The following is a 26439-nucleotide window of genomic DNA, read 5'->3' as shown; positions in this document are numbered from 1 at the left end:
GACCGTCATCGTGCGCGGCTCAGCATCCCCGATGTCACGAAGAACGCGACGAGGTCCGAGATGGTCTCCTGCATCGGGCGCGGCTGATAGCCGAGCTCCCGCGCGGCCTTTGTCCTGTCGATACGGGGGCTGGTCTCCAAGGCGCCGATCGCTGCGGCACTCACCAGGTCGGAGCCGAACCGATTGCCGATTCGCTCGGCGATCGGCAGCACCGGTTTGATCATCCCGAGCGGGAACGCGATGCGCGGCCCGCGCCGGCCTGCGGCCGCGGCGGCCATCCGGAACATGTCGAGGACGGGGATGAACTCGCCGGCGAGCAGATAGTTCTCACCGGTGTTGCCCTTCTCCGCGGCGGCGACCAGACCTTCCGCCACGTCACGGACGTCGACGAAATCGAAGCCACCCTGCAGGACTGCGGGGACTCGACCCTTTGCGGCGTCGAGGAGCATTCCGTTCACCCGCGACGGTCCGTGGTCGATCGGCCCGAGGACACCGGTCGGGTTACAGATCACGGCGTCGAGGCCGGCGCGTACGACAGCCTGCACCTCCTGCTCGCCCGCCCATTTCGACCGGTCGTACACGGGCATCGCTGGATTCTCCGACCGCACGCTCGATTCGTCGATCAGTTTCGAGCGGTACTGGTCGAACGCGTGGATCGAACTGCAGTGAACGTAGCGACGGACGCCCGCCGCCAGCGCAGCTTCCGCGGCGTTTCGCGCCCCTTCGGTGTTCAATCGCCAGGCCAACTCGTCGCGCTCGGAGAGCGTGATCTTTGCGACCAGGTGGTAGACGGTGTCTGCACCCGCTAGCCCTGCCGCGATGGATCGTGGGTCGAGAACGTCGGTCCGCACGAACTCGACACCCGGTGGAAGGTGCGGCGACGCAGTCACATCGAGGGCACGCACGGCGTGCCCCTCCGCGACCAATTTGCGAACCAGATTGACTCCGACGAAGCCACTGGCTCCTGTCACCGCAACCGTCATGTGCCCAACCTCCATTGCTCGACCGTTGCGGCGATCATAAACGAGAATTAGAACACGTTCTAGTATCTGTCGATATTTGGACGCCCGATGATCAGCGCGGCAGTATGGAACATATGACGCGCACCGGCCCCGAGAGCGACATCGACGAATCGGCGGTATCGGTGACCGATGCAAAGTCGAAAGCCGCGGGGCTGACTGCAGTTGCAGTGTCGTTGCGCCGGTCCGTCGAGCAGATGGGCGTCGTCCGCACGACGCGCGCCCTGACGCGCGTGAACCAGAACCACGGTTTCGACTGCCCCGGTTGCGCCTGGCCCGAGCCGACCGGACATCGCCGACCAGCGGAATTCTGCGAGAACGGCGCGAAGGCGGTCGCCGAGGAGGCGACGCTGCGGACAGTCGATCCAGCATTCTTCGCGCGCCACTCGGTCGATGACCTGGCCACGAAGACCGGCTACTGGCTCGGCCAGCAGGGCAGGTTGACCCACCCGATGGCGTTGCTGCCCGGAGCCACCCACTACACCCCCATCGAGTGGGAAGACGCCTACCGCCTGATTGCCGACAACCTGCGTGGGCTGGCCAGCCCCAACGAGGCGGTGTTCTACACATCGGGCCGCACCAGCAACGAGGCGGCATTCCTATACCAACTGCTGGTGCGCAGCTACGGCACGAACAACCTTCCCGACTGCTCGAACATGTGCCACGAGTCCTCGGGCACGGCGCTCACGTCGGCGATCGGAATCGGCAAGGGATCGGTGTCGATAGACGATGTCGCCCAGGCCGACCTGATCATCATCGCGGGACAGAATCCCGGGACCAACCATCCACGGATGCTCTCGGTGCTGGAGACGGCAAAGCGAAACGGCGCCAAGATCATCGCAATCAACCCACTGCCCGAGGCAGGGTTGATGGGCTTCAAGGACCCACAGCGCGCGTCCGGGTTGCTGCGCGGCGGCACCGAGATCGCCGACGAGTTCCTCCAGATCCGCATCGGCGGAGACATGGCACTCTTCCAGGGCCTCGGGCGGTTGCTGCTCGAGGCCGATGACGCCGCGCCTGGAACGGTCGTCGACCGAGCCTTCATCGAGAACCACTGCGCGGGCTTCGCCGAGTACGAGGCGCACCTTCGCACGGTCGACCTCGATACCGTCGTCGAAGCGAGCGGGCTGACCCGCGCTCAGCTCTCCGAAACAGCCGCTGCGCTGGCCGCATCCGAGCGCACGATCACATGCTGGGCAATGGGCTTGACGCAGCAGCGGCACGCGGTGGCAACCATCGAAGAAGCGACGAACCTCCTACTCCTGCGCGGAATGATCGGCAAACCGGGCGCCGGGGTCTGCCCGGTGCGGGGTCACTCGAACGTGCAGGGCGATCGCACGATGGGCATCTTCGAAAAGATGCCGGAAGAATTCCACGCAGCATTGGACACCGAGTTCGCGATCACGACACCACGCGAGCACGGCTTCGACACCGTCGATTCGATCAGGGCGATGCGCGACGGCAGGGCGAAGTTCTTCTTCGCCATGGGCGGGAATTTCGTTGCGGCAACACCGGATACGGAAGTCACCGAGGCAGCGCTGAGGCAATGCGATCTGACGGTACAGGTTTCGACGAAACTGAACCGGAGCCACGTCGTTCCCGGTCGCACCGCACTCATTCTGCCGACCCTCGGCCGCACCGATCTCGACGAGCACAACGGTGTCAAACAGCATGTCTCCGTCGAGGATTCGATGTCGATGGTGCACCTGTCGACCGGTCGACTGAAGCCGGTAAGCAAACAGTTGCGCAGCGAGGTCGCCATCGTGTGCCAACTCGGCGCCGAACTGTTCGGACCGGCGCATCAGGTGCCGTGGGCCGAGTTCGAGAACGACTACGACCGCATCCGCGACGCGATCGCGCGCGTCGTCCCCGGTTGCGAGGACTACAACGCCCGTGTTCGCGATCGCAACGGCTTCCTGCTCCCCCACCCGCCCCGCGACACGCGGGAATTTCACACGACGACCGGGAAGGCGAACTTCGCGGTCAACGAATTGCGTTGGGTCCCAACACCGGTCGGGCGGCTGATTCTGCAGACGATGCGGAGCCACGACCAGTACAACACAACGATCTACGGACTCGACGACCGCTACCGAGGCGTCAAAGGCGGGCGGAAGGTCATCTTCGTCAATCCCGACGACATCACCGCGCTCGGATTCACCGAGGGTGATCACGTGAACGTTGTGTCCGAGTGGTCCGATCCCGCAGGCAATATTCAGGAGCGCCGGGTCGAAGGCTTCCGGATCGTCGGGTACAGCACCCCGCGCGGCAACGCAGCGGCGTACTACCCCGAAACAAACCCGCTGATTCCGCTCGATCATGTTGCGGAGAAGTCGAATACGCCGGTGTCGAAGGCGATCGTCGTGCGGTTGGAGCGCACGAGCTGATGGGCAGGGTGACCGCTCGACGACCTGTCCGCCGAATCTCGGCGGCGGGCACGATCGAGCGCCCGGACACGCTCGCTGTCGAAGAACCGATGGAGATCCGGATCGGCGGCGAGTCGGTCACCGTCACCATGCGTACACCCGGCCACGACGTCGACCTCGTGCACGGCTTTCTGTTGAGCGAGGGCATCATCGGGCATCGCGACGATGTCGCGGTCGTGCGCTATTGCAACGGCACTGGCGAAGACGGGCTCAATACCTACAACGTCCTCGACGTCACGCTGACGTCCCCGCTGGCCGTGCACCTCGCGCAGCGGAACTTCCTCACCACGAGCGCATGTGGCGTCTGCGGCAAGCTGTCGCTCGACGACGTCCGGACCCGATCGCGATACGACATCGGCGCCGCGGAACTGTCGATCGATGCAGGCACCCTCTCCACCATGCCGGACACGCTGCGACGCAGCCAGCGGATCTTCGACGCGACAGGCGGGCTGCATGCCGCCGGGCTGTTCACTGCCGACGGCGCACTACTCGCGCTCCGCGAGGATGTCGGCCGGCACAACGCGGTCGACAAGGTTATCGGCTGGGCGCTGTCGGAGAATCGGATCCCCGCGTCGGACACCGTGCTGATCGTCAGCGGCAGGGCATCCTTCGAGCTCGCGCAAAAAGCCGTGATGGCCGGGATTCCTGCGTTGGGCGCTGTTTCGGCGCCGTCGTCGCTTGCCGTCGACCTCGCCGTAGATGCCGGACTCACACTGGTCGGATTTCTCCGCGGCGAGACCATGAACGTGTACGCGCACGACCGCCGGATAAAAACCGCCTGACCGTTGCCGGCCGGCGTCCGTAGGGTCGAGGTATGACGCAACTCGGTGACAACCTGACAACGAGCCCGCTCGGTTTTGGCGGGATGGCCCTCACACCCGTCTACGGCGCCGTCGATCCCGTGGACGCACTGGCGACGCTCCATCACTCGGTCGATTCGGGGGTGACGTTTATCGACACCGCCAACGTCTACGGTGGCGGAACGAACGAAGAACTGGTCGGCAAACTGCTCGCCGATCGCCGCGAAGAAGTCACTGTCGCAACGAAATTCGGTATCGCTGGCAACCCGGCGGCAGGCGACCGCGCAATCCGCGGCGACCGTGCGTACGTCATGCAGTGCATCGACGAAAGCCTTGCCCGACTCGGCACAGACGTGGTCGATCTCTACTACATGCATCGCCTCGACCCGAACACGCCGATCGAGGAAACGGTCGGCGCGATGGCGGAATTAGTCGCGGCAGGCAAGGTCCGACACCTCGGACTGTCCGAGGTCACGGCCGACGAACTTCGCCGCGCGAGCGCGGTTCATCCGATCGCTGCGGTCCAGTCCGAGTGGAGCATCTGGAGCCGGGATGTCGAGCGGAAGGTTGTGCCCGCGGCAGCCGAGCTCGGCGTCGGATTCGTGCCGTACGCGCCGCTGGGGCGCGGCTTTCTCACCGGCACCGTCACCGCGGAATCGATCGGCGACAACGATCTTCGCCGCAACTTTCCCCGCTTCGCCGACGGCCGACTCAACGCCAACGTCGTAGCGGTGGAGACGGTCGAGCGAGTGGCCGCCGAGGTCGACGCCACTCCCGCGCAGGTCTGCCTGGCATGGCTGCTCGCCAAAGGGGCGGCGCAGGGACTCGCGGTCGTTCCGATCCCGGGCACCCGACGGTCCGAGCGAATCGACGAGAACGTTGCCGCCCTGTCCGTCGACCTCGACGCCACCCACATCGAAGTGCTGGATGGCGTCGCCGACGTCGTCACCGGCGCACGATCTGCGGATCCGAATTGGGTGTCGTCGGGTCGGGAGTGACGGGCTTCTTCCCCACGCTCGATCCCGCTGCTAGATTTGCACCGTGTTCTGAATTAGAACGTGTTCTAGTAGAGGAGTACGGCATGGCGTCGGCTGAACAGATGCGTGATGTGGTCGAGAAGTACGTGAAGCTGGTGGGCGCGGGCGCAACCGAGGAGATCGTCGCGCTATATCGAGCCGACGCCTCGGTCGAGGATCCGGTCGGCACCGAGCAGCGCATAGGAACCGAGGCCATTCGCGAGTTCTACAAGATCCTCGAACCGCTGGAGAAGACCACCGAACTGACTACCGCTCGAATCGCGGGAAGCCGCGCGGCATTCCTGTTCACACTGCGCACCAAGGTCGGCGAGCAGACCCTGGAGCTGTCCCCCATCGACGTCATGGAGTTCGACGACGACGGAAAAATCAGCAGCATGAAGGCCTTCTGGGGCCAGGACGACATGCATATGAGCTGACCGCAGCCAGGTTCGAACCGCTGTTCACAAAGCGGTCGTCCGAAGAATGAGGTCCGCGCACTTCTCGCCGATCATGATCGACGGCGCATTGGTGTTGCCGCCGATGATGCTCGGCATGATCGATGCATCGGCGACGCGCAGACCGTCGATGCCCAGCACCCGCAACTCGGGATCGACGACTGCCCGATCGTCGACACCCATCCGCACCGAGCCGACCGGGTGATAGACGGTGTGAATCCGGTTCGGCAACTCTGCGCGTACCGACACCTCGTCGGCGAATTCGGGCCCCGGGTTGATCTCGCCGGAGTTGTCACCGGTGCCGGCCATGATCTCGCGAACCATCTTGATGCCTTCGAGCAGCACTTCCGCGTCCTTCGACGCGGTCAGGTACCCGGGGTCGATGAGCGGTGCGGCGGTCGGATCCGTCGACGCGAGCCTCACCGTGCCGCGACTCTCGGGGTAGATCAGCGTCGGGAAGACGCTCTGACCTGGCTTCTTGGTCGGCGGCAGTACCCGTTTGTCGGAGTCTTGGTTCGGCGCCGGATAGACCCAGTAGAGGCTGAGCAACTGCAGGTCGGGGATTTCCCGGGCGAACGATGTTCGGACGAACGCCACGGATTCGAATGACGATCCAGCCGCCCAGGAGCTGCCCGGCCGGCGCCTTTCGGCGAGTAGTCCGCGCATGAAGTACGACGGAGTAGGTCTGCGGATCGCCGAGTTCATCTTGAACGAGACCGGGACGAAGAGGTGGTCGTGCAGATTGTCGCCGACGGGTAGGTTCGCGTGCACCGCGATTCCGTGCTGCGCAAGGTGTTCAGCGGGACCGATTCCGGACAGTTGGAGGATCTGCGGCGACCCGAAAGCCCCCGCCGAAAGGATCACCTCGCGGGAAGCCCGCACAATCTGCGTGCCGCCTTCAACCAAGATTTCGACGCCTGTCGCACGCGAGCCATCGATGACGATTCTGGTGACGGTCGCCGCGGTGAGCACCCGAAGGTTTTGTAGCGGAGCCTCGTGGATGTACCCCTGCGCCGTGGAGTAGCGCAAGCCTTTCGCGGCGCTCTGCTGAAAGACCGACACGCCTTCCTGACTGTCACCGTTGTAATCGTCGATCTCCGGCACCCCGAGGCGCTCTGTCGCTGCACCCATGAATGCGCGCGCCGCATCGGTGAGGTCGTGCTTGCGGGTGACCTTGATCGGGCCACCGGCGCCGCGCAACTCGCTGGCGCCACCCTCCCAATCCTCCAGCCGCTTGAAATACGGAAGGACCCCGTCGTAGTCCCAGCCTGTGCAACCTTCGTCGGCCCAATCGTCGAAGTTCTTCTTGTTGCCGCGAACGAAGAGCATCCCGTTGACCGAACTCGAACCACCCAGGACACGGCCGCGGGTCATCGGGATCGAGCGATTCAGCGCATTGTGTTGCGGCGTCGACTTGTATCCCCAGTCGAACAGCTTCTTCAACTGCGGCGTCGAGTGCATGACGTTCACCGCGCCCGGAATCTGGAAAAGCATCTTTGCGAGGCCTTTGTCGTCTGGGCCACCAGCTTCTATCAGCACGACAGCTGCGCCACTTTCGGCAAGGCGGCGGGCCACCGCACAGCCGGCGCTACCGGCTCCAACCACGATGTAATCAGCCTCGGCCATCTGCGTTTCTCCGTTCGAGACTGCGGCAGGCACCTCGGAAAAGCGTAACGTGTTCTACCCCCGCCCGCGCGAACCCCAACTAGAAAGACCCACGCGATTTCGCGTGGGTCTTCGTAGTGAGCTGGGGCGAGCTATGCGCTCTTGTCGCGCCTCTCGGGCCGCTCGCGCTTGCGCGGAACGATCGTCGGAAGCACATTGTCGACGACGGTCTCTTCCGTGACGACGACCTTGGCGACATCGTCACGACTCGGAATGTCGTACATGACCGGAAGCAGAACTTCTTCCATGATGGCGCGCAGGCCTCGGGCACCGGTGCCGCGGTGAATCGCCTGCTCGGCGATTGCATCGAGCGCGTCCACCGTGAACTCGAGCTCGACGCCGTCCATCTCGAACAGGCGCGTGTACTGCTTGACGAGCGCGTTCTTCGGCTCGGAGAGAATCTTGACGAGCGATTCCTTGTCCAGGTTCGTCACCGAGGCAACGACCGGAAGTCGGCCGATGAACTCAGGGATGAGCCCGAACTTGATGAGGTCCTCGGGCATGACCTCGGCGAAGTGATCGGTCGTATCGATGTCGGCCTTGGAGTGCACCTCGGCACCGAAGCCGATACCGCGCTTGCCGATTCGATCGGAGACGATCCGCTCGAGTCCCGCGAAAGCACCGGCCACGATGAAGAGCACGTTGGTCGTATCGATCTGGATGAACTCTTGATGCGGGTGCTTGCGACCACCCTGCGGCGGCACGCTCGCTTGCGTTCCTTCGAGGATTTTCAGCAGTGCCTGCTGGACACCCTCGCCGGAGACGTCGCGGGTGATCGACGGGTTCTCGCTCTTGCGGGCGATCTTGTCGACCTCGTCGATGTAGATGATGCCGGTCTCGGCACGCTTCACGTCGTAGTCGGCAGCCTGAATCAGCTTCAGCAGAATGTTCTCGACGTCCTCACCGACATAGCCGGCTTCGGTAAGAGCAGTCGCGTCCGCGATCGCAAACGGAACGTTCAGCATCTTCGCCAGGGTCTGCGCGAGATAGGTCTTTCCACAACCGGTCGGGCCGAGCATCAAGATGTTGGACTTCGCCAACTCGACCTGCTCGCCGCGCGCGTCCCGCTGCTTGTCACCGGCCTGAATGCGCTTGTAATGGTTGTAGACAGCCACCGCCAAAGTGCGCTTCGCCGTGTCCTGACCGATGACGTAATTCTCCAGGAAGTCCCGGATCTCCATCGGCTTCGGGAGTTCGTCGAGCTTCACCTCGCTGGACTCGGCCAGCTCTTCCTCGATGATCTCGTTGCACAGGTCGATGCACTCATCGCAGATGTACACGCCCGGACCTGCAATGAGCTTCTTGACCTGCTTTTGGCTCTTCCCGCAGAAAGAGCATTTCAGCAGGTCGCCGCCGTCACCGATGCGCGCCATCTCGTGGGTTCCTACTTCCTTGTCCGCGTGCGACCGTCTAGCTCTGATTGTGGACGACCAAGCGAACACAGCCGACAATCAGAAACCATGGCCCATGATGAGACCGTACCCGCAGATCGCGAGCGAGGTCGACTCCTTAGCGGTGATTCGCGATCAGAAGCCTGCATTTGTCGCTCACCCCACTCTCTTTCGGCAAAATACCTGGGCGCAACTGCGCAATCACTGCGAGCCCGGCCGTCGGCGGCCGGATCGGTGACTCAGAGTGGCGCGGATTCAGGCAGATTGCCTGCAACCTCGCGTACCCCGGCGTGTCGCGATCCGGCCGGTCCGCCTAACGCTGAGCGCTGAGCTTGCGGTAGTCGAACACCTGGTCCACGATCCCGTACTCCTTGGCATCTTCGGCCGTGAGGATCTTGTCGCGGTCGGTGTCCTTGCGAATGGTGTCCGCATCCTTGTTCGTGTGGCGAGCCAGCGTGGTCTCCATCAGGCGACGCATGCGTTCGATCTCAGCGGCCTGAATTTCCAGGTCGGAAACCTGGCCCTGGATGCCACCCTCGACCGAAGGCTGGTGAATCAGCACGCGGGCGTTGGGGAGGCACGCACGCTTGCCCGGCGTACCGGCGGCGAGCAGGACGGCGGCGGCCGACGCGGCCTGGCCCAGGCAGACCGTCGCGACATCGGCACGGACGTACTGCATCGTGTCGTAGATCGCCATCAGCGCAGTGAAAGAACCACCGGGCGAGTTGATGTACATCGTGATGTCACGGTCCGGGTCCTGCGACTCGAGCACCAGCAGCTGCGCCATCAGGTCGTTGGCGGACACGTCGTCGACCTGCGAACCGAGGAAGATGATGCGCTCCTCGAACAGCTTGACGTACGGGTCCATCGTCTTGACGCCGTAGCTGGTCTGCTCGGTGAAGCTGGGCAGGATGTAGCGCGACTGCGGCATGCCGGCGGGTGCGCCACCGGAAATGGAACGGGGGTCGAACAAGTTAGCCATCTTCTCTCCAAGAGTGTGGGGTGGTGGACTGCAGCGACGACTCGTTACGACGTCCCCGTACCGCCGGCCTGCGTTGCGCGAGAAATGACGTGGTCGACGAAACCGTATTCGAGCGCTTCCTGCGCGGTGAACCAGCGATCGCGGTCCGCGTCGGCCTCGATCTGCTCGACCGACTTCCCGGTGTGTTCCGCGTTCAGCTCGTTCAGTTCACGCTTCGTGCGCTTCAGCAGCTGAGCAGTGATCGCGATGTCGGCCGCGGTGCCACCGAACCCGCCCGAAGGCTGGTGCATCATGATTCGCGCGTGCGGGAGCGCGTAGCGCTTGCCCTTGGCGCCGGCGGTCAGCAGGAACTGGCCCATCGATGCGGCCATGCCCATGCCGTACGTCGCGATGTCGCACTCAGCGAACTGCATCGTGTCGAAGATCGCCATGCCGGCGCTCACCGAACCACCCGGTGAGTTGATGTAGAGCGAGATGTCCCTTGTCGGGTCCTCGGCCGAAAGCAGGAGGATCTGGGCGCAGAGCTTGTTGGCAATATCGTCGTCGACCTGAGTGCCGAGGAAGATGATGCGCTCGTGCAGCAGACGCTCGAAGACCGAGTCGGTGAGATTCATGCCCGACGACGCTGCCCTCATGACAGGCGCAATGTTGCGCGTCGCGTCGGTACTCGTCGCGATCAGACCCTGCGTCGACTCGTTATGCGGTGTCACGGTACCTGCCTTCTCGATTGCATTGACTTCGCTGACACAAACACTAACGAAGTAAGGCGGCGCCGGAGTCCCGGCGCCGCCTTACTTCGCTCAAAGCGGAAATTACGTATCCGCTACTTCTCTTCGGCCGACACAGCTTCTTCGTCGGCTGCGATCACTTCGTCGTCGTCCGAGTCGTCTTCGAAATCATCTTCTTCGAACTCGTCCGCGTCGGTGACCGTCTCGCCGGCCTCGCTGCCGAACAGTGCGGCGGTGTCGATCGAGTTGCCTTCGGTGTCGCTGACGCTCACCCGGTCGACAACGCCGGCCAGCGCCTTGCCACGACGGACATCGGCAAAGATGGCGCCGAGCTGGTTGGCCTGCTGGATCTGCTGGATGAACTGCTCGGGCGAGATGCCGTAGCGCTGCGCCTGGAAGATGATGCGCTCGGTCAGCTCTTCCTGGCCGACCTCGGTGCCTTCGGCTTCCGCGATCGCGTCGAGCAGCAGCTGGATCTTCACCGACCGCTCGGCCGACTTCTGCGCGTCCGCCTCGAACTCTTCGCGGCTGCTGCCCTGCGCCTCGAGCAGTGTGTTGAGCTGCTCGTCGTCGTGATCGAGACCGTGCAGCGCGTCGTGGATCTGCGCGTCGACCTCGGACTTGACGACACTCTCGGGCACCGGAATCTCGACGGTCTCGAGCAGAGTCTCGAGCACCTTGTCGCGGATCGAGCCGGCCTGCTCGACCTTGCGAACGCGTCCAACGCGCTCACGGAGGTCGGCCTTCAGGTCGTCCAGCGTGTCGAACTCGCTCGCGAGCTGAGCGAACTCGTCGTCGGCCGCGGGCAGCTCGCGCTCCTTGACCGAACCGACCGTCACCGTGACGAGTGCTTCCTTACCGGCATGGTCACCGGCAACGAGGGTCGACGTGAATTCCTTGGTCTCGCCCGACGACAGTCCGATGAGCGCCTCGTCGAGACCCTCGATCAGCTGACCCGAACCGACCTCGTGCGACAACCCGGTCGCGCTGGCTTCCTCGACGGTTTCGCCGTCGACCGTGGCCGACAGGTCAATCGACACGAAATCGCCGTCCGCAACCGGGCGGTCGGCACCGGTGAGGGTGCCGAATCGCGCCTGAAGCGACTTCAGCTGCTCTTCGATGTCGTCATCGGTGACCGCGATCGGATCGACGGTGACGCTGATCGTCGAGTAGTCCGGCAACGCGATCTCGGGACGAATGTCGACCTCTGCGGTGAACGACAGTTCCTGGCCGTCTTCGATCTTGGTGATCTCGATATCGGGCTGACCGATGACCTTGACTGCCGACGTCTGCACGGCCTCGCTGTACTTTCCGGGCAGGGCGTCGTTGACGACCTGCTCCAGGATCGCGCCGCGACCGACACGGGCTTCGAGCAACTTGGCGGGTGCCTTGCCTGGGCGGAATCCGGGGATACGGACCTGCTGCGCGAGCGTCTTGTACGCGCGATCGAAATCAGGCTTGAGTTCCTCGAAGGGCACCTCAACGTTGATCCGGACTCGCGTCGGGCTCAATTGCTCGACGGTGCTCTTCACGGAGTTACTCCTTTGTAGATTTGTCACGTTCTCTGCACTCGCCTGGGTGGCGAGTCGATCTGCACGGCTTGGGAAAGCTCGTGTTCCTGCTGGTCGGGGTGACAGGATTTGAACCTGCGACCCTCCGCTCCCAAAGCGGATGCGCTACCAAGCTGCGCTACACCCCGTTCCACTCACACACTTCGACTCCAAGAGCCATCGCGTCCAGCGAACAGGACACTGTGGCGGGAGCCAGCACGCAATCCTACGGTGCCCCGATTACCGATACCAAAGCGAGGTTCGGTACAGTCTCATCGCACACGACATCCGCGGCGATCCCGACTGGTGTCGTTTGCATGCCGATGTAGCTCAATGGTAGAGCCTCAGTCTTCCAAACTGATTACGCGGGTTCGATTCCCGTCATCGGCTCCAGCTCGTAGCAGCATCGATCCACACCCCGCCGACCAGGCCATTGTCGCCGCGGCTATTCGCGAAACTCCCCAGCAACCGCCTGTTCGGCCGACGATCCCAGCGTGACGCCCGGCGACCTATCGGCGCCGCACTCCGTCAACCCCGCGGCGGCCTTGGCAGGAAATAGCTGGTTCGCCGCTGATATTCGGGGTAGCCGGGGCGCTTGGCCATCGACCGCTCCAGGAGTCGCGCGCCCGTCGCGAAGACCAGAAAATACGTCATCACGACCGGCGAGGCCACGGTCAGCACACCGGGCCACGCACTGGCCGCGATCAGCCAGAGCCCCCACCACACGGCCGAGTCGCCGAAGTAGTTTGGGTGCCGCGTCCACGCCCACAGACCCTTGTCCATGATCGTGCCCTTGTTCGCCGGGTCCGCCTTGAACTGCGCGAGTTGCTGATCGCCGACCGCCTCGAAGATCTGACCGAGCGCCCACACGGCGACACCGAGAGCAAGGAGCGGAGTCCAGCCGGTGCCGCTGACCGCCGATACCTGCAACGGCAGGGACACAAACCACTGCGCGACTCCCTGCGTAGCGAAAACTCGCCGGATCGCCTCGCCCGGACTGGCGCCGTCGAGCATTGCCACGTAGCGCGGATCTTCGCCCTTGCCCGCCGACTTCCGGTACACGTGCCAACTCAGGCGAAGTCCCCACACCGCAGTGAGCACCAGCAACAGGACGCGCCGCGTGCCGTCGCCGTCTCCGATTACGGCGCATGCCGCCGCGACGACGACGAAGCCGATCCCCCACGCGACATCGACGACGTTGTACCTGCCGATTCGACGGCCGACGACGAATGCGCCCACTTGCACCACGACGAGGAGGACAGCACTCACTCCGGAGACGAGCGCGAAGCTCGACCACCCACTCATAGCGACTTCGACATCAGGATTTGATCGACGCCCATACGGCCCTCTTCGAAACTCAGTCCGCCGCCGACGAGATACAACCGCCACACACGCGCGACCTCGACGCCGACCAATGCCACCACTTCGTCCCAATGCTCTTCGAACGTTTGCAGCCACGCGGCGACCGTCCACGCGTAGTGCTCGCGAAGCGCGTGCACACCACGGATCTCGAACCCCGCACCTTCGAAATAGGACAGGGTGTCGCCGACCGGTCGCATGGTCATGTCCGGGGCAATGAAGGACTCGATGAACGGCCCACCGCCTGGATAGCGGCCACGACGTGACATCTGCTGCACAAGAACGTGAGCTCCGGGCAGCGCCCGATCGAACAGCGTCCGCGCGTAGATGCCGTAGTTCTTCTCACCGACGTGTTCGCCCATCTCGATCGACGCCACAGCGTCGAATTCCCCGGCGATCTCGCGATAATCGGCCAGCCTGATCTCGACCCGGTCGGCCAAGCCCCTGTCCGCGATCCGCTTGTCGATGAACGCCTTCTGCTCACGGGAAATCGTGATACCGACGACCTGCGCGTCGTAATGCTCTGCGGCGTGCAGGCTGAGCGATCCCCAGCCGCATCCGACATCGAGCAGACGCATACCCGGTCGGCCGAGCCCGATCTTGCGGCACACCAGATCGAGTTTGTCGCGTTGAGCGTCCGCGATGCCGTAGTTCGGATCCGGTTCCGTACCAGGGACATTCCGCGTGAAGTACGCACACGAGTAGGCCATCGACGGATCGAGGATCAGCGAATAGAAGTCGTTCGACAGGTCGTAGTGGAAGCTGATCGCCGCACGGTCGCGAACCCGACTGTGCAGCCGGCCGCGAACCGCGGCTTGGCTCGCGGGCGGTGCCAGGGGTCTGCCGACCGCGCCGAGCCGACGGGCTAGACGCAGCAGTCGCGCGATGTCCCCCAGTGCCGGTGTGGCCCGGAGTCCACGTTCGGCCGCCACCTGCCGGACGTGGGTCAGCGCTTCCGACAGGTCACCCTCGACGTCGAGCGCGCCGGTTACGTATGCCTGCGCCGCGCCCAGTTCCCCTGGGCTCCACAGGATTCGGCGCAGCGCATCCGGGCTGTCGAGAACGACGCTCGGAGCGCCGACCGGTCCCGCGGTACTTCCGTCCCAGGCCGTGAGGTGCACCGGCAGGTCGCCGTCGACCAACGGCCGCAACGCTTTCTCCAATTGCGCTGCGACGGTCACGCTTTCACCTCGTCGCGCACTAGGACCAACTGTTCGACATCCAGGTAACCCGAACGGAATCCTGCCTCGGAGTAGCCGAGGTAGAACTGCCACATCCGGCGGAAGACCTTGTCGAATCCGAGTTCGGCAGCCTTTCCGCGCTCGGCGTCGAATCGCTCCCGCCACAGCCGCAGCGTTTCCGCGTAGTGCGGGCCGAGAGCGAGCCGCTCGCGGACCCGCAGCGTCGTGTGTTTGGCCGCGACAGTTTCGATCGCCTTCGTCGACGGCAGGAACCCACCGGGAAAGATGTACTTCTGGATCCACGTGTAGGTGTTACGAGTGGCCAACATTCGGTCGTGCGGCATCGTGATCGCTTGCAGCGCAACCTTGCCGCCAGGCGCGAGCAGCTTGTCCAGCGCGCCGAAGTAGGTCGCCCAATGTTTGTGACCGACGGCTTCGATCATCTCGACCGACACGATCGCATCGTATTCGCCTGTGACGGAGCGATAGTCGAGCAGATCGACCTGGACGGCAGCGCCGTGCCCCGCCTCGGCGACTCGCTTCAGCGCGAGTTCCTGCTGCTCGCGCGACAACGTGACCGACCTGACGATCGCACCGCGCGACGCCGCACGAATGCAGAGTTCGCCCCACCCGGTGCCCACCTCCAGAACCCTGCTGCCCGGCCCGACGCCGGCGGAATCGAGCAGCCGGTCGATCTTTCGTTCCTGCGCGGCCTCGAGCTCTTCCCAGCTCGGCGGGTCCGCGACAAATGCGACCAAATCGGTTCTGTCGTCGGTGGTTCCGACCACCTGCGGCTCGCCGAACAGGGCGCTGGAGTAGGTCATCGTGGAATCGAGAAAGAGCGCGAAGAGGTCGTTCGACTTGTCGTAGTGCGCCGAGATGTTCGACTGGGCATTCTCTTCCGAGCCGAGTTCACTGGCGGGCGGTCCCGCGACAGCGATGCTGCGCAGGCGTTGCAGCGGAGCCGGAACGAGCTGCGCCATGCGCGACGCAAAGATCGTCAGAACGCCGGCGAGGTCAGGTGCAATCCAATCCCCCGCCATGTACGACTCACCGAACCCGATCAGGCCGCGCGCGCCGACGCGCTCGGCAAATGCATCGGGTCGGCGAATGATCATGCGCGGGAGTATGTCCGAGTCGGCACGCGCACCGATGACCGATCCGTCCGGGTACTCGACCCGAACCGGTAGGCGCGATGCTGCGCGTCGAAACAGCTTATCGGCCGCCCACGCTCGCACCCGGAGCCGCGTGGACTGTGGAACCCGAGCGAGTCCCGGCCAGTCCGTGAAGTCCTCGTCGGGCTGCCGTGGAGTCACATCGTCGATGCTGCTGCTCACGTACTTACCTCCTGTGCACGTTTGGCGTCCGGCCGTGGCACCACCGGCAGACCGCGCGCCCACAACGCGATTCCCTGCTTTCGGATACGAGCTGAAACTGCCAGTGGGGCGACTGGCCTACGAAGCTGTGCACGAACGACATTCGCGATCGTGACCGGTTCACGGGTGCCGTCCATGCCGGCGAAGAACGGTTCGGTTCCGTCGCGTCGAAGGACGATCCGGACGGCAAGTTCGGCATCGGGTTCGGGCACAGACAGTTCGTACTCGCCCGAGACATCGTTGAACGGTGATACGTAGAACCGCTTTTCGGTCGTTGCACGCCCGGATTCGGACGGCTCGACGACGTATGCGTGCCGCTGGCCGTAGGTGTTGTGCACCTCGGCCACGACCGCGCGCAATTCTCCCGAATCCGATCGGCACCAGAACACGCTGAGCGGGTTGAACACGTGCCCGAGGACACGCGCATTGAGCAACGCTGTTATCCGCCCACCGGCGAAGTGAATATCGTTGCGCGCGAGCACCGTTTCCACCCTGGAGCGCAGATCGGTACCCGGCGGTTCGAGATGGTCGGCTGCACGAATCTGCGCGAACGGTCGCAACCACAGCGGCAAACGCGGCAACTCGTCGACGTCGACGAACCAGCTATAGCTGCGATATTCGAATTCGTTGCGAAGCGGCGCGGTGCGGACGTGCCGGATTCGGGTCGAGTACAGCGCGGGCGTCACGACGGGACCCCGTGCAACTCGACGATGTTCCTCGGCGCGTCTGTATCGGCATCCCACGATCCGCCGATTCGTTCTGCCGCTCGAAGACCGGATAGCGCACCGTCCTCGTGGAATCCCCACCCGTGGTACGCACCGGCGAAAGCGATTCGGCTCGTGCCGATTTCGTGCAATCGTCCCTGCGCAGCAACCGAGGACGGCGTGTACACCGGGTGCTCGTAGGTCATCTCGGCGATCACCGAAGCTGGATCGACACGATCGGACCCGCCGAGCGTGACGAGGAAGCGCCGGTCGGTGACCGTGTCGATGCGCATGAGGCGCGTCAAGTCATAGGTCACGACTACCCCGCTGGTCGGGTGTGCCGGAATCAAGTAGTTCCACGACGCTCGCGCCTTGGGCGCGGTCGGCAGGACCGAACTGTCCGTGTGCAATTGGACGTGGTTCTGCACGTACGGGATAGCGCGCAGCACGTCGACCGTCTTCGCGGACGGGTTGGCGAGCATCGACGCAGCCTGATGTGGATGTGTTGCAACGACGACCGCGTCGTACGTCCGCGCCTCGCCCCGCTCGTCGACGAGCTTGACGCCGTCGTGACTGTCGATCACGCGGCGCACAGCAACTCCGGTACGCACCTCGTGAATCCGGGCGGCGATCTTTTCGACGTAGTTGACCGAGCCGCCCGTCACTGTCCGCCAGGTCGGTGAGCCGAAGACCGTCAACATGCCGTGGTGTTCGAGAAAAGTGAAGAGGTATTTCGCCGGGTACTCGTCGGCGACCTCGGGATCACACGACCAGACCGCAGCGATGAGCGGACGCATGAAGTGCTCGACAAAGAAGCCGCTGAACTTGTGCCTGGCCAGAAACTGCGCGATGTTGTCGCTGCGGGCACCGGGTTCGGTCGGTTCGGCCAGGAGCGCCCGCGCGTGACGGTGGAAGCGAACGACCTCGCCGAGCATCACTAGGTAGCGTCCGTTCGTGGCGGTCCGCGGAGTCGGGAACAAGCCCGCGCCGCCTTTCGCACCGGCGTACTCCAGGCCACTGGCTTCCGAACGAACCGACATGGACATGTCCGATTCCTGCGTCTGCACGCCGAGTTCACCGAACAGGCGCAGCAGGGTCGGGTAGGTCCGGTCGTTGTGGACGATGAAGCCAGTGTCGATCGCGACGTGTTGACCGGTGTCGAGGGTCAGTCGGTGCGTATGCGCGTGGCCGCCGAGTCGTTTGTCGGCTTCGTAGAGCGTCACACGGTCGTGTTTGGCCAGCACATACGCGGCAGTGAGGCCTGCAACACCGCTTCCGATGACGGCGACGCTGCGCCGACGCGAAGGCATCACACCGGCGGCCTCGACAGGCCGGAGATGTGTCGCGTGCGAGTTCCTCATATGGACGTTTCGGAGCTTTCTGTCGAATGGATTGGTCATCGGGAAGGGGTCACACATCCCTGACACGTGTTCATGCCCCGATTGTGGCATCAAATCCAGAAAATTGCATCGTTTGTGCATCGATTTTCTGGCTTTGTCCGCCAAAAGATCGGGACCTGCTACTCGAGTAGGCACCGCATGCGCGAAGATGGATCTATCGAGGCACAACGAGCAACCGATTCGGCCACGCCCGCCTACACGGTGCGGGCGGTTGCCGACCGTCTCGGTGTCCCGACGGCGACGCTCCGGAGCTGGAACCGGCGCTACGGCATCGGGCCGCAGACCCACGAGCCCGGCCGCCATCGCAACTACACCGAATACGACATCCGCGTCGTCGAGAAGATGCTCGAGCTCATCAGTGCGGGCGCGAGTCCGGCGAGCGCGGCCCAGGCAGCCACCAACGGCCGCTACCAGCCGGCTCCCGAACTCGGCGATACCGCGCCCCTGCTGGCTGCGGCCTTCCAGCTGGACACGGTCGAACTGCTGCGCCTATTGGCCATCCATTTCGAACATTTCGGCGTCGTTGCCACCTGGGAGCACCTGTGCAGGCCGGCGTTCGCAGCAATCGTTCGCGAGCAGGGCGACACGGGCGGGTGCGTCGACGTCGAACACGTGCTGTCGTGGTCCGTGGTCGCCAGCTTGCATCGCATTCCGAACGCTGCACGCCCGGGTTCGATCCTCCTGGCCTGCGCCGAGGACGAGTTGCACACCATGCCACTCGAAGTTCTGCGCGCTGCCCTGGCCGAGCGGGACGTCGGTGCTCGCGTTCTGGGTTCGGTTCCGCAGGTCGCGTTGGCCGATGCGATAGCGCGCACAGGTTCGCCGGCGACCGTGCTGTTGTGGGCAAGCAGCCGCGCAACGATCGACAGGGCAGCCCTCATGGCGACCCGGGACGCGCATGCGCGTGTCTACGTCGCCGGTCCGGGCTGGGGTGGTTCCCAGCCCAGCGGCACACGCTTGCTCGAGTCACTCGCCGCCGCGGTCGAGGAGCTCGTACCGGTCAGCCTTCAGCTCGCTTGATGTCGTCGTAGCGAGACAACGCAACCTTGCGCTCGACCTGATGGTCGACGATCGGAGCGGGGTAACCCGCCGGGCGGTCGCCGTCCAGCTTGTGGACCTTCGCACCCGCCACATCGCGCAACTCGGGCACCCAGCGCCGCACGTATTCACCCTTGGGGTCGAACTTCTCTCCCTGCGTCGTGGGGTTGAAGACGCGGAAGTACGGCGCCGCGTCGGTACCGCAGCCTGCGGTCCACTGCCAGCCGTGCTGATTGGACGCGATGTCCCCGTCTGCGAGCAGTGTCATGAAATGCCTTGCGCCCCACCACCACGGCAGGTGCAGATCCTTCGTCAGAAACGAGGCCGTGATCATCCGGACGCGGTTGTGCATCCATCCCTCCGCCCGCAGCTGCCGCATCCCGGCGTCGACGATCGGAAAGCCCGTACGACCGTCGCACCACGCCTGGAACGCTTTGTCCGCGTCGGCTCCGGAGTTGTACTCGATGGCGTCGAATCGTTCGTTGTAGTTCTCGCGGGCGGTCTCGGGGCGATGGAACAACACGTCCGCGTAGAAATCGCGCCAGGCCAGTTCACTGCGATACGTCGTCCTGCCCGCTCCGTCGCCGCGCAGGTCACGCAACATTGTCCGTGGGTGGACACAGCCGAACTTCAGATACACCGACATGCGACTCGTGTTGTCGAGGTCGGCGCGATCGCGCTCGTCGTTGTAGCCGGTGAGGGCATTTTCCCGAAAGTCGTCCCACCGTTCGAGCGCAGCGGCTTCTCCCGCCGGCGGCAGTTCGATGCCGTCCAGCGAATCGTCGTCGGGGATCTCGATCCGGCCGTCGATGTCGGCGGGATCGAGCCAGCTCACAGTTCCCGCGTCGGTCTTCGCCGGTAACCGCCAGCCATGGTCGTACCAGGCTCGCCGAAACGGTGTGAACACCTTGTACGGCGTCCCGTCACCTTTGGTCAGCCGGCCGGGGGCGACGGCGTACGGCGATCCGGTCGCAATCAATTCGACGTCGCCGAGGGCTTCTGCGACCCGCTCGTCCCGCTTTGTTCCGTACGGACCGAAGTCGGCACTGACGTGGACCGATCCGGCCCCGATCTGCTCTGCGAGCCGCGGAACGACCTCGACCGGATCACCGTGCAGCACCAGCAGACGGCCGTCGAGTTGGGCATCGAGTTCGCGCAGGCATCTGAAGAGGAAGACCCGGCGCGGCGAACCCGCTGGTCCGAGCAGCCGATCATCGAGAACGAACAACGCCATCGAGTCCGACGCAGCGTCCGCGGCGCTCGACAACGTCGGCAGATCACCCACTCGAAGATCGCGGCGGAACCAGACTATTGCGGTGCGGTCCATAGGTTCGAGCATCCACGCAAGCCGCGTTCTTCGCCAATGAGGGGGAAACTTGTTGTCAGTATCCTGGACGAAACGGAGGGGGGAGCTATGGAATTCGTCTTCATAGTGTTGATCGTGCTCGGGGTGCTCGTCGTCATCGTCAGCCTTGCCGCCCGCGGTGGCCGGGGAGCAAACAGACGACGGCCACGCTCGTTCGGCAGCAGCGACGGCGGCGGCTCTTCGTGGGGCGGTTTCGTCGACGGCGGAAGCGGCGGTCACCACCACGGCGGCGACAGTGGCGGCGGCAGTAGCTGCGGCGGCGGGGGAAGTAGCTGCGGCGGGGGCGGCAGCAGTTAGTCCTGCTGGCAGCCCGGGCACCAGAAGAGGTTGCGGCCCTCCAGAACCGAGTGCGCGACCGGTGTCGAGCACACCCTGCACAGCGAACCGGCCCGGCGATAGACGTAGGTCCGCGGGCGGTCCTTGGCGTAGGAGCCTTCGCCATGATCGTGTTCTTTGGCGACCGTGAACATCTTGCCGCGGCGAAGTGCGACCTTCATCATTGCTACGAGGTCCACCCACATCTCGTCCCACAATTCGCGCGAGATCTCGGTGCCGGGCCGGGCCGGTGAAACCTGGTGCCGGAAAAGCAGTTCCGCGCGATACACGTTGCCGACGCCGGCGATGACGGACTGATCCATCAACAGCGCACCGATCGACTTGCGAGACTTGTGCAACCGAGCAAAGGCACGCTCAGGATCGGCGTTTCGGCGCAACGGATCAGGGCCCAATCGGTCTGCGATTGCGGCCAGTTCTTGCTTGCTGACGACCTCGCAGGCAGTCGGACCGCGCAGGTCGGTCCCGAACGCGTCGCCGACCATGCGCATCCGCACCTGCCCGACCGGTGGTCCCATCGGAACCGATGACTCGCTGAAGGCGCCGTACAGCCCCAAATGGACATGTACGACGAGGCCCGAATCGTAGTAGTGCAGAAGATGTTTGCCCCACGCCTGGGCTTTGGTCAGCACGTGCCCGTCGACGAGTGCTGCGCCTGACGCGAACTTGCCCTGCGGGCTGGACACGCGCACGGGTGCACCCGCGAAATTGCGCTGATGTACGCGAGCCAGCCTGTGCAGTGTCGGGCCCTCAGGCATCGGTCGGGTCCGTGGAGAAGCAGTCGCGCATAGGAGCGATTCTGTCAGGCCGGTCCGACACGTTCGTCGCTCCAGCCCGAACCCCTGGCGTCAGTCGAATTGCGGCTCCTCGTGCCGGGTCCGCTTGAGCTCGAAGAAATGCGGATACGACGCGAGCGCCACCGCACCGTCCCACACGCGGCCGGCATCCTCACCACGCGGAATCCGCGACAGCACGGGACCGAAGAAGGCGACACCGTTGATGTGAATCGTTGGAGTTCCGACATCGTCGCCGACCGCATCCATGCCCTCGTGGTGGCTCTTGCGCAACGCCGCATCGTTCTTGTCGGTATCGGCGGCTGCAGCAAGTTCGGCAGGCAATCCGAGCTCTGCGAGGGACTGCTCGATCACCTCGGCGAAATTCTTGTTGTTCTCGTTGTGGATTCGCGTGCCCATCGCCGTGTAGAGCGGCAGCAGGATGTCGTCGCCGTGCTCCTCGGCAGCCGCAATGGCCACGCGGACGGGTCCCCACGCTTGCTTCAATCCCTCGCGGTAGGCCTCGGGCAGATCGCGACCCTCGTTCAGCACGGCAAGGCTCATCACGTGGAAGTTCGCCTTGATGTCGCGCACCTTCTCGACCTCGAGAATCCAGCGGGACGTGATCCAACACCACGGGCAGAGCGGGTCGAACCAGAAGTCGGCGGTATCGGTTCCGGAATCCTGCAGCACTTCGGTGCTCACGTGTAACTCCCAATTCGATCGGCGATGTCATCTAGTCATGTATTCGTTAGGCGGCGAAACTACCCACCCTCCACTCCAACGCGGGGCGGCTGGAAATGCTTCCCGCGATGTCGGGTCGGCGCAGTAGTGTCGATGGTGGAAGGACACATTCGCCTCGCCCACTCGAGGAGTACCCGAAATGTCAGCCCAGCCAACATTCGTCATAGTCGGCGCCGGTCTTGCGGGCGCCAAGCTCGCAGAAGCGTTGCGAGCGCGAGACTTCCCCGGCACGGTCGTCCTGATCGGTGCCGAAGAGCATCTACCCTACGAGCGCCCGCCGCTCTCGAAAGCGCATCTCGCAGGGCAGAAATCACTCGAAGAATTCACGGTTCTTCCGGCTCAGTGGTATCGAGACCACCATATCGACGTCCGCCTCGGAACAGCCGTAACGGCCATCGACCGGAGCGCGAAGACCGTGGCTCTGCCCGACGGCTCGACGATCGCCTACGACAAACTCGCCCTCGCCACGGGTTCGCGATCACGTCGGCCGCCGATTCCCGGATCCGATGCCACGGGCGTGCACTACTTGCGGACCATCGATGAATCCGACAGTTTGCTCGATGTCCTGACGGGCAACGACCGACTGGTCGTCGTCGGCGCCGGCTGGATCGGACTCGAGGTCACGGCGACCGCGCGGGAGAAGGGCGTCTCCGTCACGGTCGTCGAGACCGCCGAGTTACCGCTGCTCGCCGCCCTAGGCAGAGAAATGGGCGAGGTGTTCGCCGAGTTGCATCGCGCGCACGACGTCGACCTCCGCCTCGGCGCGTCGGTCGAAGAAATCACGACCGCCGACGGAAAGGCGACCGGCGTCCGACTCGGCGATGGAACGCTCGTCGAGGCGAGTGCTGTTCTCGTTGCCGTCGGGGCGCAGCCGAACATCGAAATCGCGCAAGCCGCTGGGCTGGATGTCGACGGTGGCATCGTGGTCGACGAGTCGTTGACCACGAGCGATCCCGACATCGTCGCGGTCGGCGACATCGCAGCGCAAGAGCATCCGGCACTCGGGACGCGAGTTCGAGTGGAGCACTGGGCGAACGCGCTCAACCAACCGGCGACCGCCGCGGCGACCATGCTCGGAAAGTCCGAGCCGTACTCGAAGCTGCCGTACTTCTACACCGACCAGTACGACCTCGGTATGGAGTACGTCGGCTACGCGCCGAAGTATGCGCGCGTTGTCACGCGGGGCGACACGAGCAAGCGCGAATTCGTCGCGTTCTGGCTCGGTGCCGACGATCAGGTGCTGGCCGCGATGAACGTGAACATCTGGGACGTCGGCGACGCGGTTCGCGCATTGATCGAATCCGATCGTGCGGTCGACCCGGATCGCCTCGGTGATCCGACCGTCGATCTCGATGACGTATACGCCTGACAGACTGTTCGTCAGACTCATCCGACAGCCGTTCTACCCGCCCGCCCAGGCGCGGGCATATGCCGACGTAGGAGGCACTCTTGGCACCACCGAACCTGACTCGTGAACAGGCGGCGACACGCTCGAGCCTGTTGACGGTCCACAACTACCGGATCGACCTGGACCTCACCGACGATGTCGGCAGGCCCAGCGAGAAGACCTTCTTTTCGCGCAGCACAATCACTTTCGACGCCACGGCCGGCGAGAGCACCTTCGTCGACCTCATTGCCGGCAATGTCCGTTCCGCAACCCTGAACGGCGCAGCGATCGATCTGAGCGGGTACGACGAAGCCACCGGGATCACTCTCGACAATCTCGCGGCTACGAACGAGTTGGTCGTCGAGGCCGATTGCGACTACTCGCACACCGGCGAAGGCCTGCATCGATTCGTCGACCCGACCGACGATTCCGTCTACCTGTATTCGCAGTTCGAAACGGCGGACGCGAAGCGCATGTTCGCGTGCTTCGACCAGCCCGATCTCAAGGCGACATTCGACATCGCAGTGACCGCTCCGCACGAGTGGAAAGTCATCTCGAACGCCCACACGCTCGGTAACGAAGGCGAGCAGGCCGACGTCCATCAATTCGCCACGACGCCCAAGATGAGCACGTACCTGGTTGCCCTGATCGCTGGGCCGTACGCACACTGGTCCGATCACTATGCCGACGAGCACGGGACAATCCCGCTGCGGATCTTCTGCCGCGCTTCACTGGCCGACCACATGGACGCTGAGCGGCTCTTCAACGAAACCAAGCAAGGTTTCGGCTTCTACCACCGCAACTTCGGGACGCCGTACGCCTTCGGCAAGTACGACCAGCTGTTCGTACCCGAATTCAACGCCGGTGCAATGGAAAACGCGGGCGCGGTGACCTTCCTCGAGGACTACGTGTTCCGCTCCAAGGTCACGCGCTACTCCTATGAGCGGCGAGCCGAGACCGTCCTGCACGAGATGGCGCACATGTGGTTCGGCGACCTCGTGACCATGAAGTGGTGGGACGATCTGTGGCTCAACGAGTCCTTCGCCACCTTCGCGTCCGTGCTGTGCCAGGCCGAGGCCACGGAGTACGTGAGCGCGTGGACGACGTTTGCGAACGTCGAGAAGTCCTGGGCCTACCGGCAGGATCAACTGCCGTCGACGCACCCGATCGCCGCGGACATTCCGGACCTCGCCGCGGTCGAGGTGAACTTCGACGGCATCACGTACGCGAAGGGCGCCAGCGTCCTCAAACAGCTCGTCGCGTATGTCGGTCTCGAGCCGTTCCTCGCCGGTCTGCGCTCGTACTTCACCGATCACGCCTACGGAAACGCGACGTTCGACGACCTCCTGTCCGCGCTCGAAAAGTCCTCGGGCCGTGTGCTTTCGGACTGGGGCTCGCAGTGGCTGAAGACCACCGGCCTCAACATCTTGCGACCTGAGTTCACGCTCGACGATGCAGGAAACTTCACGTCGTTCGCGGTTCTGCAGAGCGGGGCCGAACCCGGTGCCGGGGAACGGCGCGTACACCGGATCGCGGTCGGCGTCTACGACGACGACGAGTCCGGAAAGTTGGTGCGCACCAAGCGAGTCGAACTCGACGTCCAAGCCGAAGAGAGTACCGACGTCGCCGAGTTGGTCGGTACGCATCGGGGCAAGCTCGTGCTGGTCAACGACGACGACCTCACCTACTGCTCGGTTCGGCTGGATGCCGACTCCCTGTCGACTCTCATCGCACGCATCGGCGACATTGCCGATTCGCTCCCCCGCACCCTGGCGTGGTCCGCGGCCTGGGAGATGACACGGCAGGCGGAGTTCAAGGCACGCGACTTCATCGAGTTGGTCCAGCGCGGGATCGGCGCGGAGTCCGAGGTCGGAGTTGTCCAGCGATTGCTCTTACAGGCGCAGACGGCGCTGGGCAGCTACGCGGACCCGGAGTGGGCGCAGGCCGAAGGCTGGCCGAACTTCGCCAACCGCCTTTTGGAGTTGGCGCGCGAGGCAGAGGCCGGTTCCGACCATCAACTGGCGTTCGTCAATTCACTGACGTCGTCCCTGTTGTCGGACTGGCACACAGAGGTACTGCAGGAACTCCTCGACGCCGATCCTGCGACCGTTGGTCTGCCCGGCCTCACGATCGATGCAGACCTGCGCTGGAAGGTGCTCTACGCCTTGGCCGCTGCGGGCGAGATCGACTCCGACGGTGCCGAGGCTCCGGTCATCGACGCCGAGGTCGAGAGGGATCCGACAGCAGCAGGCCGTCGGCAGGGCGCTCAGGCGTCAGCAGCCCGGCCGCAGGCCGCGGTGAAGGCCGCTGTCTGGGAGAAGGTGATCGGAGACGACTCGATTCCGAACATCACGGCGCGTTCGATCATCGGCGGGTTCGCACCGTTCGGCCAGAGCGAGTTGATCGCGCAGTATCGCGACCGCTACTTCACCGACATCCCGGACGTCTGGCAACGCCGGTCGAGCGAGGTCGCGCAGACGGTGGTTGTCGGCCTGTATCCGAGCTGGGACATCAGCAGCGACGCGGTCGAGGCAGCGGACCGATTCCTTGCCGGTGACCATCCCCCGGCATTGCGCCGACTGGTCATCGAAGGCCGAGCCGGGATCGTGCGGTCGTTGCGGGCGCAGGAGTTCGACCGAGGCTGACCCTCGTGTGCGGTTGGAGAGTCCAGGGGCTCTCCAACCGCACCCCACGAAGCCAACTGGTCCAACCAGTTGACAAGTTGACCTCTGTTCGGCGATTCTTACCG

Annotated in this window: 22 protein-coding genes and 2 tRNA genes; 9 read left to right on the top strand and 15 right to left on the bottom strand. The window is 64.2% G+C overall.

Annotated elements, in window-relative coordinates; genetic code table 11:
- Nucleotides 1-5: 5 nt before the first annotated feature.
- A complete protein-coding gene (locus JGU72_RS19130) occupies nt 6-983 on the bottom strand; it encodes an NAD-dependent epimerase/dehydratase family protein (protein ID WP_199685595.1) in 978 nt (325 codons plus the stop codon).
- A 113-nt stretch (nt 984-1096) separates the two neighbouring features.
- Here JGU72_RS19130 and JGU72_RS19125 point away from each other — a divergent pair, with 113 nt between their 5' ends.
- From JGU72_RS19125 to JGU72_RS19110, 4 genes are all read left to right on the top strand, one after another.
- Complete coding sequence (locus JGU72_RS19125; protein ID WP_199685594.1) at nt 1097-3403, top strand: FdhF/YdeP family oxidoreductase; 2307 nt, start codon at nt 1097-1099, stop codon at nt 3401-3403.
- Nucleotides 3403-4224, top strand: a complete 822-nt coding sequence (gene fdhD, locus JGU72_RS19120; protein WP_199685593.1) for a formate dehydrogenase accessory sulfurtransferase FdhD — start codon at nt 3403-3405, stop codon at nt 4222-4224. Before JGU72_RS19125 ends, fdhD begins: the two co-directional genes overlap by 1 nt.
- Nucleotides 4225-4256: 32 nt before the next feature.
- Nucleotides 4257-5240 carry an aldo/keto reductase gene (locus tag JGU72_RS19115; RefSeq protein WP_199685592.1) on the top strand — a complete coding sequence of 328 codons (984 nt, stop codon included), beginning with the start codon at nt 4257-4259 and terminating at the stop codon, nt 5238-5240.
- 83 nt (nt 5241-5323) lie between these two features.
- On the top strand, nt 5324-5695 hold the full coding sequence (locus JGU72_RS19110) for a nuclear transport factor 2 family protein (protein ID WP_199685591.1): 372 nt from the start codon (nt 5324-5326) through the stop codon (nt 5693-5695).
- A 24-nt stretch (nt 5696-5719) separates the two neighbouring features.
- Here the strand turns inward: JGU72_RS19110 and JGU72_RS19105 are convergent, their stop codons facing one another.
- From JGU72_RS19105 to JGU72_RS19080, 6 genes are all read right to left on the bottom strand, one after another.
- Nucleotides 5720-7372 carry a GMC family oxidoreductase gene (locus JGU72_RS19105; protein ID WP_307828514.1) on the bottom strand — a complete coding sequence of 551 codons (1653 nt, stop codon included), beginning with the start codon at nt 7370-7372 and terminating at the stop codon, nt 5720-5722.
- Nucleotides 7373-7470: 98 nt separating this feature from the next.
- Nucleotides 7471-8751, bottom strand: a complete 1281-nt coding sequence (gene clpX, locus JGU72_RS19100) for an ATP-dependent Clp protease ATP-binding subunit ClpX (protein ID WP_199685590.1) — start codon at nt 8749-8751, stop codon at nt 7471-7473.
- Nucleotides 8752-9082: 331 nt separating this feature from the next.
- Nucleotides 9083-9751 carry an ATP-dependent Clp protease proteolytic subunit gene (locus JGU72_RS19095; protein WP_199685589.1) on the bottom strand — a complete coding sequence of 223 codons (669 nt, stop codon included), beginning with the start codon at nt 9749-9751 and terminating at the stop codon, nt 9083-9085.
- A 44-nt stretch (nt 9752-9795) separates the two neighbouring features.
- Nucleotides 9796-10428 (bottom strand): ATP-dependent Clp protease proteolytic subunit, encoded by a 633-nt coding sequence (locus JGU72_RS19090; protein ID WP_374101139.1) that lies wholly within the window; start codon nt 10426-10428, stop codon nt 9796-9798.
- Between the two features lie 146 nt (nt 10429-10574).
- Entirely contained in the window at nt 10575-12011 is a 1437-nt protein-coding gene (tig, locus tag JGU72_RS19085) for a trigger factor (RefSeq protein ID WP_199685588.1), read from the bottom strand.
- Between the two features lie 90 nt (nt 12012-12101).
- Nucleotides 12102-12178 (bottom strand) — tRNA-Pro (locus JGU72_RS19080).
- A gap of 170 nt (nt 12179-12348) precedes the next feature.
- Between JGU72_RS19080 and JGU72_RS19075 the strand changes: the two genes are divergently transcribed.
- Nucleotides 12349-12422 (top strand) — tRNA-Gly (locus tag JGU72_RS19075).
- A 135-nt stretch (nt 12423-12557) separates the two neighbouring features.
- On the opposite strand, the gene JGU72_RS19070 is transcribed toward JGU72_RS19075, so the two are convergent.
- The 5 genes from JGU72_RS19070 to JGU72_RS19050 are packed head-to-tail and all read right to left on the bottom strand — an operon-like array spanning nt 12558 to nt 17959.
- On the bottom strand, nt 12558-13334 hold the full coding sequence (locus JGU72_RS19070; RefSeq protein WP_199685587.1) for a DUF1295 domain-containing protein: 777 nt from the start codon (nt 13332-13334) through the stop codon (nt 12558-12560).
- Entirely contained in the window at nt 13331-14569 is a 1239-nt protein-coding gene (locus JGU72_RS19065; RefSeq protein ID WP_199685586.1) for an SAM-dependent methyltransferase, read from the bottom strand. The genes JGU72_RS19070 and JGU72_RS19065 overlap by 4 nt, the downstream gene beginning before the upstream one ends.
- Entirely contained in the window at nt 14566-15906 is a 1341-nt protein-coding gene (locus JGU72_RS19060; protein ID WP_199685585.1) for a class I SAM-dependent methyltransferase, read from the bottom strand. Before JGU72_RS19060 ends, JGU72_RS19065 begins: the two co-directional genes overlap by 4 nt.
- Nucleotides 15903-16631, bottom strand: coding sequence for a DUF1365 domain-containing protein (locus JGU72_RS19055; protein ID WP_199685584.1), 729 nt, complete (start codon nt 16629-16631; stop codon nt 15903-15905). The genes JGU72_RS19060 and JGU72_RS19055 overlap by 4 nt, the downstream gene beginning before the upstream one ends.
- A complete protein-coding gene (locus JGU72_RS19050) occupies nt 16628-17959 on the bottom strand; it encodes an NAD(P)/FAD-dependent oxidoreductase (RefSeq protein ID WP_199686082.1) in 1332 nt (443 codons plus the stop codon). Before JGU72_RS19050 ends, JGU72_RS19055 begins: the two co-directional genes overlap by 4 nt.
- Before the next feature lie 228 nt (nt 17960-18187).
- Here JGU72_RS19050 and JGU72_RS19045 point away from each other — a divergent pair, with 228 nt between their 5' ends.
- Entirely contained in the window at nt 18188-19069 is an 882-nt protein-coding gene (locus JGU72_RS19045) for a MerR family transcriptional regulator (protein WP_199685583.1), read from the top strand.
- Here the strand turns inward: JGU72_RS19045 and JGU72_RS19040 are convergent.
- Nucleotides 19050-20414, bottom strand: coding sequence for a cryptochrome/photolyase family protein (locus JGU72_RS19040; protein ID WP_199685582.1), 1365 nt, complete (start codon nt 20412-20414; stop codon nt 19050-19052). The two genes, JGU72_RS19045 and JGU72_RS19040, sit on opposite strands and share 20 nt — an antisense overlap.
- An 87-nt stretch (nt 20415-20501) precedes the next feature.
- Here JGU72_RS19040 and JGU72_RS19035 point away from each other — a divergent pair, with 87 nt between their 5' ends.
- Nucleotides 20502-20750: a hypothetical protein gene (locus tag JGU72_RS19035; RefSeq protein WP_199685581.1), complete on the top strand. Its 249-nt coding sequence runs from the start codon at nt 20502-20504 to the stop codon at nt 20748-20750.
- Here JGU72_RS19035 and JGU72_RS19030 read toward each other — a convergent pair.
- Together JGU72_RS19030 and JGU72_RS19025 are read right to left on the bottom strand one after the other, a co-directional pair.
- Nucleotides 20747-21544: an Fpg/Nei family DNA glycosylase gene (locus JGU72_RS19030; RefSeq protein WP_199685580.1), complete on the bottom strand. Its 798-nt coding sequence runs from the start codon at nt 21542-21544 to the stop codon at nt 20747-20749. The two genes, JGU72_RS19035 and JGU72_RS19030, sit on opposite strands and share 4 nt — an antisense overlap.
- A 90-nt stretch (nt 21545-21634) precedes the next feature.
- Entirely contained in the window at nt 21635-22264 is a 630-nt protein-coding gene (locus JGU72_RS19025; RefSeq protein ID WP_307828513.1) for a mycothiol-dependent nitroreductase Rv2466c family protein, read from the bottom strand.
- 178 nt (nt 22265-22442) lie between these two features.
- Here JGU72_RS19025 and JGU72_RS19020 point away from each other — a divergent pair, with 178 nt between their 5' ends.
- Together JGU72_RS19020 and pepN are read left to right on the top strand one after the other, a co-directional pair.
- Nucleotides 22443-23672 carry an NAD(P)/FAD-dependent oxidoreductase gene (locus tag JGU72_RS19020; protein ID WP_199685579.1) on the top strand — a complete coding sequence of 410 codons (1230 nt, stop codon included), beginning with the start codon at nt 22443-22445 and terminating at the stop codon, nt 23670-23672.
- 80 nt (nt 23673-23752) lie between these two features.
- Complete coding sequence (gene pepN, locus JGU72_RS19015) at nt 23753-26335, top strand: aminopeptidase N (RefSeq protein WP_199685578.1); 2583 nt, start codon at nt 23753-23755, stop codon at nt 26333-26335.
- Nucleotides 26336-26439: the final 104 nt, after the last annotated feature.

The organism is Antrihabitans auranticaus (assembly GCF_016481275.1).
Taxonomy (GTDB): domain Bacteria; phylum Actinomycetota; class Actinomycetes; order Mycobacteriales; family Mycobacteriaceae; genus Antrihabitans.
Note: the sequence above shows the minus strand (reverse complement) of the source record. Positions and strands in the feature narration are given on the sequence as shown.